A 17,843-nucleotide genomic window follows, 5' to 3' on the forward strand; every position below is an offset into this window, starting at 1 on the left:
AAACAACATATTTCACTCAACCGCCAACAACATGGGATTATACCAGATAAAGCGCATAGCATGCACAGTAGCAGCCATCACACTCACGCTTGCTGTAATGGCACAGCGAAAGCCCAATGTTATTTACATTTATGCGGATGATATGGGCTACGGTGAACTGGGTTGTTACGGCCAGCAGAAAATAAAAACACCCAACCTCGATAAGCTGGCTGCAGAAGGCATGCGCTTTACACAACACTACACCAGCACGCCTGTTTGTGCACCTGCGCGTTGCATGCTGCTTACCGGTAAAAACGGAGGCCATTCATTTATACGCGGCAATTACGAACTCGGCGGTTTTGCAGACAGCACCGAGGGTGGACAGATGCCTTTACCCGAAGGCACTTTCACCATCGCTAAGCTCATGAAGCAGGCCGGTTATGTAACAGGCGCTACCGGCAAATGGGGTCTGGGTATGAGCAATAGCAGCGGTGCTCCGCAAAGGCAGGGCTTTGATTATTTCTATGGTTATCTTGATCAGAAGCAGGCACACAACTATTACCCCACGCATTTATGGGAGAATGATAAACCTGCTCCGCTCAATAACCCGTTTATTTTTGTACACCGCCCGCCACTGCAGCCAGGCGCTCCTGATTCTGCATTTGAGTATTTCCGCGGGAATGATTATGCCGTAAACCGCATTGCAGACAAGGCGCTGGACTTTATTACCCAACACCGCAACGAACCTTTCTTTTTATACCTGCCCATCACGCTGCCGCACGTATCGCTGCAGGCGCCCGATTCAGTGGTGCAGCCGTACATCGGCCAGTTTGATGAACCCGTGTATTATGGCGAGAATGGTTATACACCCACCAAACACCCATACGCTACCTATGCCGGTATGATCACTTACCTTGATAAACAGGTAGGGCGCGTAATGGCCCTGCTGCAACAGCTGGGACTGGATAACAACACGCTGGTGCTGTTCTCCAGCGACAATGGCGCTACGTTTGATGTAGGTGGTGTGAAAGGCGATGTGTTTCAATCAACCGGCGGACTGCGTGGCCGCAAACAGGATTTGTACGAAGGCGGCATCCGCGAACCGTTTATTGCACGCTGGCCCGGTAAAATACCTGCCGGTGTGGTAAGCGATGAAATATCTGTTCAGTACGATATAATGCCCACGCTCGGCGAACTCACCGGCACTAAGGCACCCAATGCAGACGGCATTTCACTGCTGCCGGTATTGCTGGGTAAAAAAACACAGCAGCACCATCCCTATATCTATTTTGAGTTTCCCGAAAAAACAGGGCAGGTGGCAGTACGCATGGGCAAATGGAAAGGTGTAAAAAGCAACATGAAAAAGAACCTGCATGCACCCTGGGAAATTTACGACCTGGATACCGACCGGCAGGAGGCGCATGATGTAGCCGCCCAGCACCCCGACCTGGCCGCACGTTTTGAAGCCATTGTGCAGCAGGAACACGAGCCCGCCGTGATACAGGAATGGGAGTTTGTAGCCCCGAAGTTGCATAAATAGCCATATAGTTATAATCCTCAACAGCCATATGAAAAGAAGAAAATTATTACAGCTAACCCCCATGGCCCTGCTTACGGGTTTGTTTGCTCCCCGCAGTATAGCGGCAGGCTTGCCCGGTACTGTTTGGGCAGATGGCACAACAGACCGCGATTATTGGGTAAACCTGCTGCAGCGCATTGCACAGCCGGTATTGCAACACATGGCTGCCGGTACGTTAAAGCAGCAGATGCCTTATGAAAAAGGCAATGGCTATTCTGAAAAGAATGCCGCCAATGGTGTTACCTATCTCGAAGCTTTTGGCAGAACACTTTCCGGCATAGCGCCCTGGCTGGCCCTGCCCGATGATGATACCCAAGAAGGTAACATGCGCAAACAACTGCGCGCATATGCGCTGAAAGGACTGGCTAATGCGGCAGACCCTGCATCACCCGGTTACCTGCAATTCAGAACTACCGGCCAGCCGCTGGTTGATGGCGCTTTTCTTTGCCTGGGTTTACTGCGTGCACCGGAAGCACTATGGGCACCGCTTGAGGCTACTGCCAAAGCCAGGCTGGTTACCGAATTGAAAGCGCTGCGGCATACCACACCGCCCAACAACAACTGGCACTTGTTTTCTGCAATGGTAGAAACCTTCCTGTTATACGCCGGCGAGCAATGGAACCCTGCACCCGTACAAACCGCTATACAAAAAATACAAAGCTGGTATGTGGGCGACGGCTGGTACAGCGATGGCCCGCATTTCGCGTTCGATTACTACAATGGCTATGTAATACAACCCATGCTGGTTACCATACTGAATGCACTGGTGCAGAAAGGCCAGGCAAACGAAGCCGATCTGCAGCAGGCATTGAAACGCATGCAGCGCTATGTGTTTCAGCAGGAGCGGCTGGTAGCGCGCGATGGTACTTACCCTGCCATAGGCCGCTCTATGCCTTACCGCGTGGGCGCTTTTCAACCCATGGCGCAGCTGGCATGGCAACAGCAATTGCCTGCAACCTTACAACCCGCGCAGGTACGCTGTGCACTAACCGCGCTGATGAAAAATATGTTTGATGCACCAGGCACTTTCGATAACAAGGGCTGGCTGCAGATCGGTATCTGCGGGCACCAGCCGCAGGTGGCAGACAGCTATATTTCCACCGGCAGCCTGTACCTGTGTACCAATGGCTTTTTACCACTGGGCTTACCGGCAGACAATGCTTTCTGGACAAGTGCGCCTGCTGAATGGACGGCACAGCGGCTCTGGTCGGGCAAAGAGATATTGCACGATACGCATGTAGATTATTAAACAATACCCTTTATACGTACATTATAACCATGAACATGACAAACACAACAACGGCGCGCTATGCAGCAGCCTGCCTGCTGATCTGCAGCAGCTGGCTGCAACAGGCCAAAGCGCAGTTTACCCCAAAGGCAAACAAACAGGTGCTGCAGCTGGTAAACAACGATCTTGATTTTGCCGTAAAGCAATACAAACACATGGCGCAGCATGTGCCGGAGAAACTGCTGCCCCGCACCACCAACAGCGACGGTGGTTTAATGACCAGCAATACCGGCTGGTGGACAAGCGGTTTTTACCCCGGTACGCTCTGGTACCTGTACGAGTATGCACACGATACCGCTGTACAGGCCGAAGCCACCAAACGCATGCTGCTGCTTACCAAAGAGCAGTATAACAAGGGCACACACGACCTGGGTTTTATGATGTACTGCAGCTTTGGCAACGCCTACCGCCTGCAACCGTCTGACGCTTATAAAAAGATACTCATCACCAGCAGCAATTCACTGAGTACCCGTTTTAAACCAACTGTGGGCTGCATCAAATCATGGGATAACAAGGAGTGGCAGTTCCCGGTAATCATCGATAACATGATGAATCTCGAACTGCTTTGCTGGGCTTCCAAAGCAACCGGCGACAGCAGTTACCTGCACATCGCGAAAACACATGCCAATACCACTATGGCGCATCATTTCAGGCCCGACTACAGTTCCTACCATGTAGTGAACTACGACACAACAACGGGTAAAGTGATCAGCCGTATTACTGCGCAGGGGTATGCAGATGAATCGGCCTGGTCGCGCGGGCAGGCATGGGGTTTATATGGCTACACGGTAATGTACCGCGAAACAAAAGATCCGGCTTACCTGCAGCAGGCCCAACATATTGCAGCCTACATTCTCAACAACCCGGCTATGCCCAAAGACCTGGTGCCTTACTGGGATTACAATATACCCGACACTGCCAATGCCAAACGCGATGCCTCAGCAGCCGCCATCACGGCATCTGCATTGCTGGAGCTAAGCACTTATGCTGATAAGAAAGAAGGAACAAAATACTGGACTGCGGCAGAAAGCATCATCCGCAGCCTGAGCAGTGCTGCCTACCTGGCCAAAGAAGGAGAGAACAATAACTTTCTCCTGATGCACAGTACCGGCTTCTTTAAAGCCAACTCGGAAGTAGATGTGCCGTTAACGTATGCGGATTACTATTTTGTAGAGGCTTTAATGCGGTATAAGAAGTTAACGGGTAAATAGCGGTCACTTTTTTAACCGCAAAGTCCGCAGAGATTTACGCAAAGAACACAAAGAAGCAAATGAATCCTTTGCGCCCTTCGCGGGTTTTGCCTTTGCGTGCTTTGCGGTTGGAAAAGTCGCTAATATCTTCGCTCAGATTAAGGACGTACCTTCAAGAAAATGGCCAACGGCTGCAACGGGCCCCGGGAGATAATTGTTATAGCTCTCCTTCCTGTTGCATAGCCATTGGCCATGTTGCCTATACTCACCACTTACGAATTAAAATTCATCGTTCTGTGCCCAGTCGTTTTTGCGGTTCATCCATTGGCCGCTGGTGAAATCAGGGAAGTCAACGGTTTGGTTACCCATCTCGATAGATTTTTCGCTCAGCGGTGTAATAGCGCTCCATGCAGCTGCATCATACACATCCAGCGGTGTGGGCTGCTGGCGTTTAATGGCTTCTACAAAAGCGTGCAGTACAAAGAAGTCCATACCACCATGACCTGCACCTTCAGTTGATTTGCTCCAGCGTTTCCACAATGGGTGATCGTATTTATCCAGCCAGGGTTTGGCATCTTCCCATGCATCATTCTTCGCGCTCATGCCTTCTACATAAATGCTCTTGTTCACATCCATCCACAAACCATGTGTACCCTGTACGCGGAAGCCCAGTGAATAGGGGCGTGGCAGGTTGGTATCGTGCTGCAGCAAAATGGTTTCGCCATTGGCGCAGCGGATATTGGTGGTTACAATGTCACCCAGTTTAAATTCTACTTTGGCATTGGGGTGCGATGCGCCGCCTTTCTCCACAATGTAGTTGTGCAGCCCGCGTGATTTGGTGGCAAAGGAACACAGCGATACAAAGCGGTTGCCGCGGTTAATATCCGTCATCATAGCAATGGGGCCTATGCCGTGCGTGGGGTACAGGTCGCCGTTGCGGTGAACGGAGTGGTTGGTGCGCCAGCGTGCTTCAGAGAAGCCTTTCTCGCCAAACTCAACGCCGCTGTTATAGGCAGTAATGCCATTGTTGAACTTAACACCACGCAAATCGTGCTGGTAGCCACCCTGCAGGTGCATCAGTTCGCCGAACACATTCTGGCGTACCATATTCAGTACGGCCATTACATCCCTGCGGTAACATACGTTTTCGAGCATCATTACATGCGCGTTGTTCTGTTCTGCGGCATGTACCAGGTTCCAGTGGTCTTCGAGGGTAATGCCTGCAATCACTTCTGTGCCTACATATTTAATACCTGCTGCAATGGCATCCAGTATCATAATATTGTGCCATTCCCAGGGCGTAGCAATGATAACGCCATCCAGTCCTTTTATTTCAAGCAGTTTCTTATACGCGCGGTTGTCACCCTTAAATACTTTAGGCATGGCCTTGCCCGATTTCTTGATGAGCTCGAAGCTGCTGTCGAGCATACGGTCATCTACATCGCAAATGGCCACTACTTCTACATCCTGGCGTTCCAGTGCGTTGTTCAGGTGATTCTGACCGCGCAAGCCCACACCAATGAAGGCAAGTTTTACTTTGTCAGTTGCCTTTCTTTCACGGGCTTCGGCGTTAGACAACAGGGCAATGCCTGCTGTGGTAAGGGAAACATTTTTTACAAATGTTCTTCTCGATGTAGTCATATTCGCAATTCGTTTTTATGAGCGATACAATGGTTAAGATAAATGCTGGGGTACAAAGTCAATCATGGCAAGCAATACGGGTTCTTTCTCGGCTATGCTCTGCAACAGCTTCAGCTGGTTGCGTGCCCTTACCAGGTTGTGTTTTTCATAGGCCGCACCGTAGTAAATATCGTTGTTAAGATAGTCTGTTAAAAAGCGCATGGCCTGCATATAGGTCATGAATTTACCGGCGTATACAATGTGTGCGGTTTCTGCTGCGGTAAGCTCATCTTTCATTTCACTGAGGTAGCCGCTTACCAGCGCGCGGAAATATTCTTCCCGCACATATACCTTGCTGGTGTCTTGTTCTTCTTCACTGGCAGGTGATAAATATGTGCGCATCATATCACCGAAATCGCTGATGAAGTAGCCGGGCATTACCGTATCAAGGTCAATCACGCAAAGGCCATTGCCCTGCGCATCGAACAGTACATTGCTTATTTTGGTATCGTGGTGCGTAACCCGTTTTTTAAAATGCGGGTTGTGCTGAATGGCTTCGTAGGTTTGGGTAATGCTGCTGTACTGCTGAATTAACCGTATGCTGTCTGCACATTCTGCAATGCGTTCCCTGTTGCCATTGGCAAGCGCCTGCTCAAACTGGCGGTAACGCAGGGTAAGGTTATGGAAATCGGGAATGGTAGTGTGCAGCTGCCCTGCCGGGAAACCGCTCAGCAGGTGTGCAAAACGGCCAAACTGTTTCGCCGCTTCATAGCCGATATTGCCGGATGGTACTACATCGTACGATTGCGAGCCTTCAATAAACGGTGTTAAACGAAAGTAACCTTGTGCTGCATCATAGAACAATGATTCATTGGCAAGCGTATTAATCTGCGCCACAAACAGGTACCCCGGTGCATGTACCTGGAGCCAGGCTGCCAGTACTGCCGTGTTCGATGCAATGTCAGCAGGTTGTTTAAATATCTGCTGGTTAATATGCTGGAGAATGTAGTTGTCGCTGTTGTGCGTTACTTTCCAGGTGCGGTTAATTAAGCCGCTGCCAAACTGCTGAATAATACATTCATCTGCCCTTAAGCCATATGCCGCTAATATTCTGGAAAACATTCTTCCTGTAAGGTTTAGTCAGAAATCGGAAAAGTATTCAAACTTATTAAACCTGTATGTATTCACAACAGACAAACGGTTGCGTTATTTTGTTCAGTAAGGAAAGCACAAGCCCATGCCTGCTGCAATACAGCCGGTGCCGTTGCGGTAAGGCTTGTGGCAATATGATTTTGCAGCTACGGAAAGATCAGTTTCGATTCAACAATAATTTTATAATATGTTGTTTCTTCCTGTTCCTTGTCACCCTTCTCCAATAACTCCAGCAGTATTTCCGTGGCCTTTTGTCCCTGCAGGTACGGGAACTGGTCTACCGTAATCGCCGGCGGAAAATCAGTATACGAGCTGATGGGCAGGTTGGCATAACTCACAAAGGTTACATCCTGGTTTATCTTGATTTTCTTTTCACGTGCATATTTAATGGCATCCAGCGCCACATAATCGTTAAAGGCAACAATGGCGGTTACCTTTCTTTTGGCAGAGAGTAATTGCTGTGTTGCCTGGAAATTGCCTTCGCATGTAAGATCGGTTGTGGCAATCAGCGATGGGTCAAACTTCAACGGTTTTTTGCCCAACGCTTTTATATACCCGTCCAGGCGCTGCTGGCTGGCATACAGCTTTTCAGGTCCGTTGATCATGCCTATTACCTTGTGCCCGTCTTTCAGCAAATGGTTTACCAGCTGTATGGTGCCTGCTTCCATATCGCAGGCTACATAATGTATGTTGGGTAGTTTGGGAATACGGTCGAAGAACACGATGGGGATATTGTATTTCTTCAGCATCTCGAAATGATCGTAGTTCACCGTGTTTTTCGAGATAGATACAATGATGCCATCTACCCGGTGATTCTTCATGGTTTCCACAATCTGTTTCTCGCGCTGTTCGTCATCATGACTTTGTCCCATCAGTACCGAGTACCTGTTTTTATTGGCTGCATCTTCAATACCGCTGATAGCTGAGGAGAAAAAGGCTTCAGACAAGGAAGGCATGATTACCCCGAGTGTATAGGTTTTGCGCTGCTGAAAAAAGATAGCGGTCTGGTTGGGTTCATAACTCAGTTCCTTGGCCAGCTGGTGCACACGCATTTTTGTTCTGAGCCCTATGCTGGGATGATCGTGCAAGGCACGCGACACCGTGGAAGGGGAGATGTTTAACCTTTTGGCTATTTCTTTGATAGTAGGCGGATTACTCATGGGGGCACTCGTTTTGACTTGGATAAAAATAACGGAAAATCGCGACACCTGCCGCTGTCAATCGCCCGGCCACACGGTTTACTCAAACGTTTGCATAGCCTGAAATCATTTCTGTATAAGGGTTTCAAGGATGCGTAAAACAAAAGGCAGCCCTGCGGCTGCCCTTGCTTGCACATAAGAAAAATTGTTATAGTTGTTCTTATTTTTTGAAGATGCTTACTGTTCCGGCATCATCAACCTGCAGTATTACTTTGCCTGTTTCGTTCTGTAATGACACATAGTAGTGGTGGCCTGTTTCTTCATGGTTCAGTTCAACTGCTTCTGTTGCAGTATAATCAGCATATTTGGTGGTGATTACTTTATAGGCATTCAAAGGCAGGTTCTGCAGCTGCACAGCACGGCTGCTGCCCAGTTTGTGACCTTCTTTATCGTAGAATGCCTGCATGCGCTGATCGTTTACCATAAAGTTTACGGTGATCATATCTTCGTTTTCTTTTGCAGTGATATTGCTGGCACCGGGAAATTCTTTTTTAACCAGGCTGCTGGCATAAGTATTTTCAATGTTGGCGGCCATAGCAGCGTTAATGGCGAAAACAAAAAGGGCGGCGGCGAGGATAAGCTTTTTCATAATTGCGTTTTTATAAGTTTTATTATTTTTTGTGTTGTTGTATAGTATAAGTCCAAACCGGTGCCAATGTGCCAGAGATATGACAATGTGCTGATAATCAATTGTTCGGTAGAATGGTTAGTACAAGCACGTGTTCGTTAGTGAACAATTTTCTGTCCGCAACCGAACAGAAGTCCTGTTGTATGGCGTGAGAATGTTATCTTGACACGTAAAACAATATCAGCCATATGTCATACCCCGTTCGCATAGCATTGATCGCAGCTTTGGGAGGATTTTTATTTGGTTTTGAAACAGCAGTTATATCAGGCGCAGAAGCCATTATCCAGCAATTGTGGTCGTTAAGTCCCTTCTGGCAGGGCTTTACAGTAGCCGCCAGTTTAATAGGTACGGTGCTGGGTTCACTGGTAGCCGGTATGCCCGCTAAAAAGCTGGGCCGTAAAAAAGTGTTGATGGCTATTGCCGTTATTTACCTGTTCTCTTCTATCGGTTGTGCAACCGCAGGCACCTGGTTATTATTTGTGTTCTTCCGTTTTGCCGGTGGCGTTGCCGTGGGTGTTTCTTCTGTGGTAGGCCCCATGTATATTTCAGAGATTTCCCCCGCACATTTGCGTGGCCGCCTGGCAGGTTCTTTCCAGTTAAATATTGTGGCCGGTATTTTTATCGCGTATCTCACCAACTTTTTATTTGTAGGTCTTGGTGATAATGCCTGGCGTTATATGATGGGTATTATGGTGGTACCGGCAGGTTTGTTCTGGCTGCTGCTGCGCAGCATCCCTGAAAGTCCGCGCTGGCTGGTGCTGAATGGCCGCGAAGCAGAAGCCATTACCGTAATGAACCGCCTGCAGGAAACCAATGTGCAGGGTGTAATTACCGCCATACGTGAATCGGTAAAACAACACCAGGAATCACTTTTCCAGAAACGTTATGCCCGCCCGATTATATATGCTGTGCTGCTGGCGATGTTTAACCAGCTGGCAGGTATCAACGCCATCTTATACTATGCCCCGCGTATTTTTGAAATGGCCGGGTTTGATAAGGCACATGCTTACCTGCAGCCTGTTTATATCGGCGCAGCCAACCTGTTGTTTACCTTACTGGCCATGTCGGTGATTGACCGCTTTGGCCGCAAAACCCTGCTTATTATCGGCTCTATTGGTATGATCGTGTTTCTCGCACTCACGGCCTATGCCTTCAGAAACCCCGGACAGGAAAGCAAGGAGGTGTTGATTTACCTGATTGGCTTTATCGCCTTCTTCGCCTTTTCGCAGGGCGCCGTTATCTGGGTGTTTATTTCCGAAATATTCCCGAACGCGGTACGTTCACAAGGCGGCTCGCTGGGCAGCTTTACTCACTGGATTATGGATGCGATTATCTCGTGGACCTTTCCCATTATCGTAGGCAGCAGTGTGCTGGGTGGTTATTACTCTTTCGTGTTTTACGCTGTAATGATGTGCCTGCACCTGGTATTCGTCTGGAAGTTTCTCCCCGAAACCAAGGGGCGTTCGCTGGAAGATATACAGAAGGAGCTGGGGATTGAATAGCGTGAAAATACATCGAGAATCGAGACATCGACACGTCGAGACTATCTTATCGGATAACAATTCGACAATCGAGACATCGACACGTCGAGACTATCTTATCGGATAACAATTCGACAATCGAGACATCGACACGTCGAGACTATCTTAGCGAGTGCTATACTTGTCGCCGGAGACGATTTATACTGAACAAACTTGCAGCTCGTAGCTTGAAGCTTGCAGCTGTTTTCGAACTCTTAAACGTTTAAACGCATAAAAAAGGCTCCCCGCGGGAGCCTTTTTTTATGCAATCACGCCTTCTCTTCGCCGGCGGCGGCTCAGGCGTATTTCCCTGTCGCCGTATAGCAGGCGGCCTTTGTGGGCATCCTGCACTACTTCAGCGGGCAGCACCAGGTGGCGGTTTACCCGGAAAAACTGCTGCTGCGGCAATAAGGTCATTATTTTATTCAGTGAACAGGCAATCATAAACTGGTTGCCCGGAACGGTAATGGTGATGTAGTTGGTTTTGGCTTCAATACACTGCACATCGGGGAAGTGTATTTTCTTAAAGCGGTAGTTGTGTTTGATAAAGAAAAAATTCCAGTGATACTGCGCGCGGAAAAGGCCATGTTCTATGTTCAGCAATATCCTGTTTACACTGGTGAGGCAGTAGGGTTCTTTGAGGTGAAGGGATAAATCTTTTGCCAGCAGCTCTGTGCCTTTTTCATTATGCTCCGAAATAAATACCAGCAAGGGTCTGTGGTGTGCCTGCATTTCGGCAAAGCTGGTATAGTTCCAATCTTTCACTTTCAGAAACATGGCGGTGATCTCGTGCTGTTGCAGCAGATCAGCAGCTTGCTGGGTGGTTGCACAGGTGTATACGGTGGCGGCGGGACGGCATTGCATAATAATAGTGCGCAAGGCCTGGCAGGAGAATGCCTGCTCATTCACAATCAAAAATTGCATAGTTGTTTTGGGTATGGCGCTGGGCCGGTGTTAAAAAGATGAGGAGCCTGCGTTCAGGCAATTAACGGGGGAGGTGGGAAGGCGAATCTGTTGCGAGTGATTCCATCAGCAGTACATAGCTTGTACGCTTGTCGTGGTATGTTTTTGATGGATAGTCTGGTCGCATGGCCCATGAAAATACAGATTCCTGTATTCCCAAACAAAAAAAGGTCAGGGTGGCTGGTGAGTGGTGGCTGGTGAGTGGTGAGTGGTCAGTGGTGAGTGATTGAAGCGGAGGGGTTGTGGGAACGGATCACTGGTGAATGGTGAATAGGCAATAGTGAATAAAACAGCGAATGTTGCCGGTGTCCTCACCGGCAACATTCGCTGCAATCAAGATCGATCTGTATAGAAGCACTAAACAACAATAATAATGCATGGGAGAGGTTACGGCCAAACGGCAACAGTAGCCTGCTCCCGGCCTGCCGGGCAGCCCGGGAGAGCTTCTTGAAAGCTTTTGATAGCTTTTTTAATTTTTTAAGATGGCTTGCGGAAGCAGCTTCGCTTAGGTTAAATCATTCACGACAGGAAAACGGTCGCAAGCTCAGGCTACGGGCTGCAAGTTTGTTCAGTATAAATCGCCTCCTGCGACAAGTATATTGGTACTCGCTTAGATGGTCTCGACGTATCGAAGTCTCGATTCTCGAAATTGGTACCCGCTTAGATAGTCTCGACGTGTCGATGTCTCGATTCTCGAATTGTTACCCGCTTCGATCACTCACAACTGACGACTGACGATTCACGCCTTACCGCTCATCACATCCCCCGGATTATCCAATCCTTTCCCCTGATTATCCATTTTTCGGGAGCCGGAGTTCTGTTGTTTTGCAAATACTAACCGTTGTACTCAAATTTCAAAAAACACACTATGTTCAATATTAAACAGAAAGCCATCGCGCTCATCGAAAACCGGGTTGGTAAAACCGGGCGTGTACTGGGTGTACGCCATTGGGAGCCGGGCGGTTTTGTGGAAATAGACCTGCACCTGCCGGATATTGATATGTACCGGTTTTCCAGTGTGCAACACATTAAATGCCGTGTAGCACCCGCCCAATACCGTGATTATACCATTGCCGGCTGGGATGCGGAAACCCATACCTGTACCTTATATATTCATACCGCACATGCGGGAGCGGGCAGCAACTGGGCCAATAACCTGGAAGAGGGGGATGAAATCGTGTACCTGGGGGTAAGCGGCAGCGTGCACAGCGCTACGGAACGCAGCACTTTGCTGTGCCTGGGCGATGCCAGCACCATTGGTCATTACTGGGCCCTGCAGCAACTGGCGCATAGCGGCCGGGCTAACCTGTGCGGAGCCATTGCATTGGATCATGAAGCCTATTGCGGTCAGCTGAATGATTACCTGCGTATGAATGTGCAGCCGCTGCTGCAGACAGATGCGGGGGGCGAAACCGTATTGTTGCAGTGGATGCAGCAGGAGCTGCTGAAACGGCAGCATGAAGATGTTACGGTATATGTGGCCGGTTATTCACCTGCCGTGGCTACCCTGCGCAGGCAGCTCAGGAGCCTGCGTTATGGTGGTGCACTGGTTAAAGCACAGGCCTTCTGGTCATAAATGCCAGCTGCCGCCGAGAAAATTGCGGGTAATGGCCTTGATGTGTTCGGTGAGTTTTGTTTCAATGCCGGCTTCGTCCTGCATTTCATCCTGGTCAATCAGTGTTTGGGTAATGGTGCCGAGCATGGTGTTGAACAGCAGCAATACATCGTGTTCGCCGGGAAGAAAATAACCGGTTTGCTGTCCGCCATAGATCAGGGAACTGAGTATTTCAGTCTGGTGCCCCTTAATTTCTTTCACCATGGCGCTCACTACGGGGTTTTTGTTGGTGATCTGCTCTGCCATTACCAGGCGGTAAAATGCCTGGTGTGCCAGCGCCCTGTGTACCAGTGCGGTGATAAACAGGTTTATTTTGGCCGGGTAACTCAGTTCTTCATTGCCGGCAATGGCGGCATTGGTATCCAGTACCAGCTGTATACCCTGTTGCAGCATGGCTTCCAGCAACTTGTCTTTCGAGCCGAAATAGTACGAGATAGCTGAAATATTTACTTTCGCCTGTTCTGCTATATCCCTGATCGATGTGCCTTCATATCCGCCGGAGGCAAAAAGATGCCTGGCCGTGTTGAGGATATGGGATCGCTTGTCCAGATTCATATGTCCTTGGTTCTACTGCAAAAGTACTCAAGCCAATAACACATACAATTACACATTTGACCGGTTTTTTTGTACAAATCAGTGATGTGGGGGCATGTTGTTTGCAATATACCGCTAACCAATATGCACAAAGCTATGATTGACAAACTGCTGAATGCGCTCGACCACTTGCCCGATTACCTCTGGAACCTGATGCTGATAGCCGGTGCCATACTGGTGGGGTTAATTATAAAATGGCTGCTTGCCATTACCATTAAGTTCCTGTACGCCAAAAAGGGGGAATACTCCTTAACCCGGTCTATCATTAAACACCTGGGCAAACCGGTGAACTACTTTTTGCCGCTCCTGGCCCTGAACCTGGCAGAACCGCTCATCCGCATTAAACCGAAGTATTTCCCGGCGTATGATAAATTTGTTGACATATCCCTGATTATTGCTTTTGCCGCCATATTGGTAAGCATCACCAACGTAGTGCAGGATTATATTTATCATGTATACGATTCCAGTGCAGAGAACAACCTGCGGGCGCGTAAAATACGCACACAGCTGCAGTTTGTACGGAGGCTGGTAATTACCACCATCATTATATTAACGGTTTGTGCCGTGCTGCTCAACTTCGATCACCTGCGTAAAATAGGCGCTACACTGCTTACCGGCGTAGGGGTAGGCGGTATTATCATTGGTTTTGCGGCGCAGAAATCGCTGGGCAATTTCCTGGCAGGGTTCCAGATTGCGTTTACCCAACCCATCCGTATTGACGATGTGCTGGTGCTGGAAGGTGAGTGGGGCAGGGTAGAAGAAATATCGCTGACCTACGTGGTGGTGAACATCTGGGACCAGCGGAGATTGATCGTGCCGATCAACTATTTTATAGAAAAGCCCTTCCAGAACTGGACGCGCAGCACGTCTGAACTGCTGGGAACGGTGTTTTTGTACATGGATTATACCATTCCGCTGGAGCCATTGCGGGCCGAATTTTACCGTTTACTGGACGGCGCGCCGCTGTGGGACAAGCGGGTGCGGGTGCTGCAGATAACCAATGCCAGTGAAAAAACAATGGAAATCCGCTTCCTCATGAGTGCCCACAACTCAAGCCAGGCCTTCGATCTGCGTTGTTACATCAGGGAGAACCTCATTGTATATATCCAGCAAAACTACCCGGGCAGCCTGCCGCAGAACCGGGTAACCCTCGACAACCCCTTCACCGGGCAGGTGCCGGCAGTGGTAACAGAGCGGTCATGAAGTTTTTCAAAAAAAACTTTTAAAAAAATAGTTGATGTATCTACTATTCTTTTTACCTTTGTGTCATGATGGAGGACAAAGAACTGCAGCGCTTGTTTGCATTTCACATGCACCGGATCAAATGTGCTGTGTTCCGGGTGTTAAACAAGAAGCTGGTGAGCATGCGCTTACCGGTACAAATGGAACAGATTCCTGTTCTGTTTACGCTGTTCAACAGTGATTTATCCCAGCAGGAAATAGCCAACCGTACAGAACGCGACAAATCGTCAATTCAGCGTACAGTAAGGCTTCTGGAAGAAAAAAACTTAGTAGTGATCCAGCAGGATCAGTTTGATAAAAGAAAGAATATTGTGCATTTGACGGCAGAAGGGAAATGTGTAACGGGCAAAATAAGGAAGACATTGATTGAAGCAGAAGATGAAGTTTTTTCAGCGGTTGAAGAGAAAGACAGGGAAGATTTTTTCAGAGTGTTAAAAAGGATTTCAGACGGTACAAAAGAGTAAAAGTTGAGGTATCAACCGTTGATACGTCACCGGATATCAAAGCATAAAAGGAAAAAAGAACCAGTAAAGGAATTAATGTTCAGCATTGGAAATTGGTATAAGTTCCTGAATTAAAGATGACAGATCGGCAAGGCATTAGAACAGAAAGGAATAGACACATCAGATTATGAGCAAGCATCAGGTAAAAATCGTTGATCTGTCATCTAATTCAGGTAGCCAGGGTTGATTAAGTAGATAAAATATATATTAATTATATTGATTTGTTTGGCTAATACAGTAGGTTTTGTACGGCGGTTGTTTCCACAACCGCCTTTTTTGTGCCTTGCATTTTCCCGCCTGCAATCGCGCCTGCGCTGTATGAACACTGCCTTTTTTGAATGAATGAACTGGATATGCTTCTTTTTTTAGATGTTTTTAAATTCGTTCCAGGGAAGGTTAGTATCTGTTTAAGGCCATTGGAAAAGCCGAACACCAATCCAAATCAAGGTAGGCACTCATTTAGTTAAAAACATCTATTTATGATCAACGACATCGTAACCCAGCTCTTTTCCGGCTTAAGCAGCGGCGCATTCATCAGTAACCTCAGTGCTAATGTGCGCACCCTGATTTCTTCCATTTTCGGCTAACCGCCCCAGAAACACAATCATCTTATTTCAGTTGCCTGTTACACGGCAATGTATCATCTAAAAAACTAACCTTATGACGCTTAGCGCATTTCTGACCCAGTTGCTGACTGGTTTGAGTGCCCTGCTTTCACAGGTACTCAATATTTATCTTGGCTAGTGCAGCGGCTATACAGCCCCGTATTTAAGCTTTACAAGTACTAACACCCTATTGGCATTTGTTGCGACCAATTCAAAAAACGCGGCAGTAAATACAAAAAATAACACCATGCTTAGTCAATTACTTGTGCAGTTATCTATACTGGTAGCACAACTGCCCGGCACCACCCACAACCTGGGCACTTCAATCAACGACCTTATCAGCTACCTGGTAGGCTAATATAAACCTGTACCCGGTACAACATAACCGGTTAAACCGCGCAACAGCCGGTACAGTGGAAATCAATACAACTTGTTGGCAGCCTCACATTGCTGCAACACGTAAAGCACTGCGCCTGCAGTGCTTTACTAACGTATGAACGCAAAAACACCTTACTATGGAATTGTTACAAGCTTTGTTACAAGTGTTGAACCTGTTACTGGGCAATATTCTGGGGGGAATAGGACTGTAACCGGGTTTTTCACAAACGGGGTGATGTACATGACTATGCTGCATACTCCCAATAAAAGCCTTCGGCAACAGCCGGGGGCTTTTTCATTGCCTTAGCCTTCCCGGTAAGCTGGTTATGCCAATTCTCCCTGCTTTTCTTTCCCAAAATGCCAATCTAATTGAATCTTTGGTTAATTTGTCGGTATGCCGGTACTGCCGGAATCAGTTTATTTGTGCCTTTCGTGCTCCATAGAAGGCCATCACCACGATTAACTATTGCCACATGCCAAAGAACAAATACTTTTTCCCATTCATCCTGGTCACGTCACTGTTTTTTTTATGGGCCTTCCTGCACAACATCAATCCCATACTCATCCCGCATCTTAAAAAAGCCTGCCAGCTCACCGATACCCAGTCTTCTTTTATCGACTTATCCGTGTACATGGGCTACTTTGTAGTGGCCATACCGGCCGGGCTGCTCATGCACAAATACGGGTATAAAAAAGGAATTATTTTCGGACTGATCCTGTACGCTGCCGGTGCATTGCTGGTAATTCCCGCGGCCTCGGCCCGCAGTTACGGCTTTTTCCTGTTCGCCTTTTTTGTGATTGCCAGCGGCGCCACCTTTCTTGAAGCAGTTGCCAACCCTTATATTGCTGTGCTGGGTGATAAAAACACCTCGGCCCAGCGCCTCAATTTTGCACAATCCTTTAACGGCGTGGGGTCTTTCATTGCGCCGCTCATTGGCGGTAATTTTATTCTCTCCGGTATTGAACATACACCGGCAGAACTGCAACGCATGTCGCCTGCCCAGCTGGGTAACTACCTGCAGTTTGAAGCCAACATGGTAAAGATTCCCTACCTCGTTATTGCAGGCATTGTGTGCGTACTGATTGTATTGTTCGTCATTACCCATATACCCGATGTAAAAGAAGATGACAGCGAGGTAGATTCCCATGCGCCCGGTACCAACTTTTCCCTGAAAGTGTTCAGGCACCGCCATCTTGCATGGGCCGTGGCTGCACAGTTTTTTTACGTGGGTGCGCAGGTGGGTGTGGGCAGTTTCTTTATCCGTTTTGCCCGTTATGTAGACAATGTAAACGAAAAAGAAGCCGCATCGCTCTGGGGGTTTATTGCCATGGTGGGTTTTATGCTGGGCCGTTTTGCCGGCACTTTCCTGATGCGTTTTATAAAACCCGCGCGGTTGCTTGCCATCTATGCTATGATTAACGTAGCGCTGCTGCTGCTGGCCCTCACTGCCAAAGGCAATGTGGCCATATACGCGGTAATGGCCGTTCCGTTTTTTATGAGCATCATGTATCCCACCATTTTTGCACTGGGCATTAAAGGTTTGGGGGAAGAAACCAAGATTGCTTCTTCCTTCCTCGTAATGTCTATCATTGGTGGTGCTGCTGCACCGCTGGTGATGGGGTTAATTTCCGATAAAACACACAGCATCCAGAATGCATATGTTGTTCCGTTGGTTTGTTTTGCCGTGGTGTTGTATTATGCATTGCGTGGCTCACGCGTGCACGAAGCCACGCTGCCGGTGCGCAGCGGTGAAACAAATAACCGCGCTGCTGTTGTATAAATAATAA

General features: G+C 48.2%; 14 protein-coding genes. 8 read left to right on the plus strand and 6 right to left on the minus strand.

Annotation, left to right across the window (positions count from 1 at the left end; genetic code table 11):
* Positions 1–31 precede the first annotated feature (31 nt).
* Genes DXN05_RS07190 through DXN05_RS07200 form a run of 3 tightly spaced genes read left to right on the plus strand, consistent with a single transcriptional unit; the run spans position 32 to position 4,057 of the window.
* Positions 32–1,519, plus strand: a complete 1,488-nt coding sequence (locus DXN05_RS07190) for an arylsulfatase (RefSeq protein ID WP_116846566.1) — start codon at positions 32–34, stop codon at positions 1,517–1,519.
* A gap of 28 nt (positions 1,520–1,547) precedes the next feature.
* Complete coding sequence (locus tag DXN05_RS07195) at positions 1,548–2,807, plus strand: DUF2264 domain-containing protein (RefSeq protein WP_116846567.1); 1,260 nt, start codon at positions 1,548–1,550, stop codon at positions 2,805–2,807.
* Positions 2,808–2,842: 35 nt separating this feature from the next.
* Positions 2,843–4,057 (plus strand): AGE family epimerase/isomerase, encoded by a 1,215-nt coding sequence (locus DXN05_RS07200; RefSeq protein WP_211329999.1) that lies wholly within the window; start codon positions 2,843–2,845, stop codon positions 4,055–4,057.
* 258 nt (positions 4,058–4,315) lie between these two features.
* Here the strand turns inward: DXN05_RS07200 and DXN05_RS07205 are convergent, their stop codons facing one another.
* The 4 genes from DXN05_RS07205 to DXN05_RS07220 form a co-directional block, all read right to left on the minus strand.
* The gene (locus DXN05_RS07205) at positions 4,316–5,677 is read right to left on the minus strand and encodes a Gfo/Idh/MocA family protein (RefSeq protein ID WP_116846569.1); all 1,362 of its coding nucleotides are present in this window, start codon (positions 5,675–5,677) and stop codon (positions 4,316–4,318) included.
* Positions 5,678–5,710: 33 nt separating this feature from the next.
* Positions 5,711–6,778, minus strand: coding sequence for a phosphotransferase enzyme family protein (locus tag DXN05_RS07210; protein ID WP_116846570.1), 1,068 nt, complete (start codon positions 6,776–6,778; stop codon positions 5,711–5,713).
* Between the two features lie 176 nt (positions 6,779–6,954).
* Positions 6,955–7,968 (minus strand): LacI family DNA-binding transcriptional regulator, encoded by a 1,014-nt coding sequence (locus DXN05_RS07215; protein ID WP_116846571.1) that lies wholly within the window; start codon positions 7,966–7,968, stop codon positions 6,955–6,957.
* A gap of 199 nt (positions 7,969–8,167) precedes the next feature.
* Positions 8,168–8,596, minus strand: coding sequence for a hypothetical protein (locus tag DXN05_RS07220; protein ID WP_116846572.1), 429 nt, complete (start codon positions 8,594–8,596; stop codon positions 8,168–8,170).
* A gap of 227 nt (positions 8,597–8,823) precedes the next feature.
* On the opposite strand from DXN05_RS07220, the gene DXN05_RS07225 reads away from it, so the two are divergent.
* On the plus strand, positions 8,824–10,137 hold the full coding sequence (locus DXN05_RS07225) for a sugar porter family MFS transporter (RefSeq protein WP_116846573.1): 1,314 nt from the start codon (positions 8,824–8,826) through the stop codon (positions 10,135–10,137).
* A 279-nt stretch (positions 10,138–10,416) separates the two neighbouring features.
* Here the strand turns inward: DXN05_RS07225 and DXN05_RS07230 are convergent, their stop codons facing one another.
* Entirely contained in the window at positions 10,417–11,079 is a 663-nt protein-coding gene (locus DXN05_RS07230) for a LytR/AlgR family response regulator transcription factor (RefSeq protein WP_116846574.1), read from the minus strand.
* A gap of 907 nt (positions 11,080–11,986) precedes the next feature.
* Between DXN05_RS07230 and DXN05_RS07235 the strand changes: the two genes are divergently transcribed.
* On the plus strand, positions 11,987–12,694 hold the full coding sequence (locus tag DXN05_RS07235) for an SIP domain-containing protein (protein WP_116846575.1): 708 nt from the start codon (positions 11,987–11,989) through the stop codon (positions 12,692–12,694).
* On the opposite strand, the gene DXN05_RS25125 is transcribed toward DXN05_RS07235, so the two are convergent.
* A complete protein-coding gene (locus tag DXN05_RS25125; protein WP_116846576.1) occupies positions 12,689–13,288 on the minus strand; it encodes a TetR/AcrR family transcriptional regulator in 600 nt (199 codons plus the stop codon). The two genes, DXN05_RS07235 and DXN05_RS25125, sit on opposite strands and share 6 nt — an antisense overlap.
* A 123-nt stretch (positions 13,289–13,411) precedes the next feature.
* On the opposite strand from DXN05_RS25125, the gene DXN05_RS07245 reads away from it, so the two are divergent.
* The 3 genes from DXN05_RS07245 to fucP all read left to right on the plus strand — a co-directional run bounded on the left by DXN05_RS07245 (position 13,412) and on the right by fucP (position 17,836).
* A complete protein-coding gene (locus DXN05_RS07245; protein ID WP_211330000.1) occupies positions 13,412–14,530 on the plus strand; it encodes a mechanosensitive ion channel family protein in 1,119 nt (372 codons plus the stop codon).
* A gap of 68 nt (positions 14,531–14,598) precedes the next feature.
* A complete protein-coding gene (locus DXN05_RS07250) occupies positions 14,599–15,033 on the plus strand; it encodes a MarR family winged helix-turn-helix transcriptional regulator (protein ID WP_158559158.1) in 435 nt (144 codons plus the stop codon).
* A gap of 1,495 nt (positions 15,034–16,528) precedes the next feature.
* Positions 16,529–17,836 (plus strand): L-fucose:H+ symporter permease, encoded by a 1,308-nt coding sequence (gene fucP, locus DXN05_RS07255; RefSeq protein WP_116846578.1) that lies wholly within the window; start codon positions 16,529–16,531, stop codon positions 17,834–17,836.
* Positions 17,837–17,843: the final 7 nt, after the last annotated feature.

This window comes from Deminuibacter soli (assembly GCF_003412455.1).
GTDB classification, from domain to species: Bacteria; Bacteroidota; Bacteroidia; order Chitinophagales; family Chitinophagaceae; genus Deminuibacter; species Deminuibacter soli.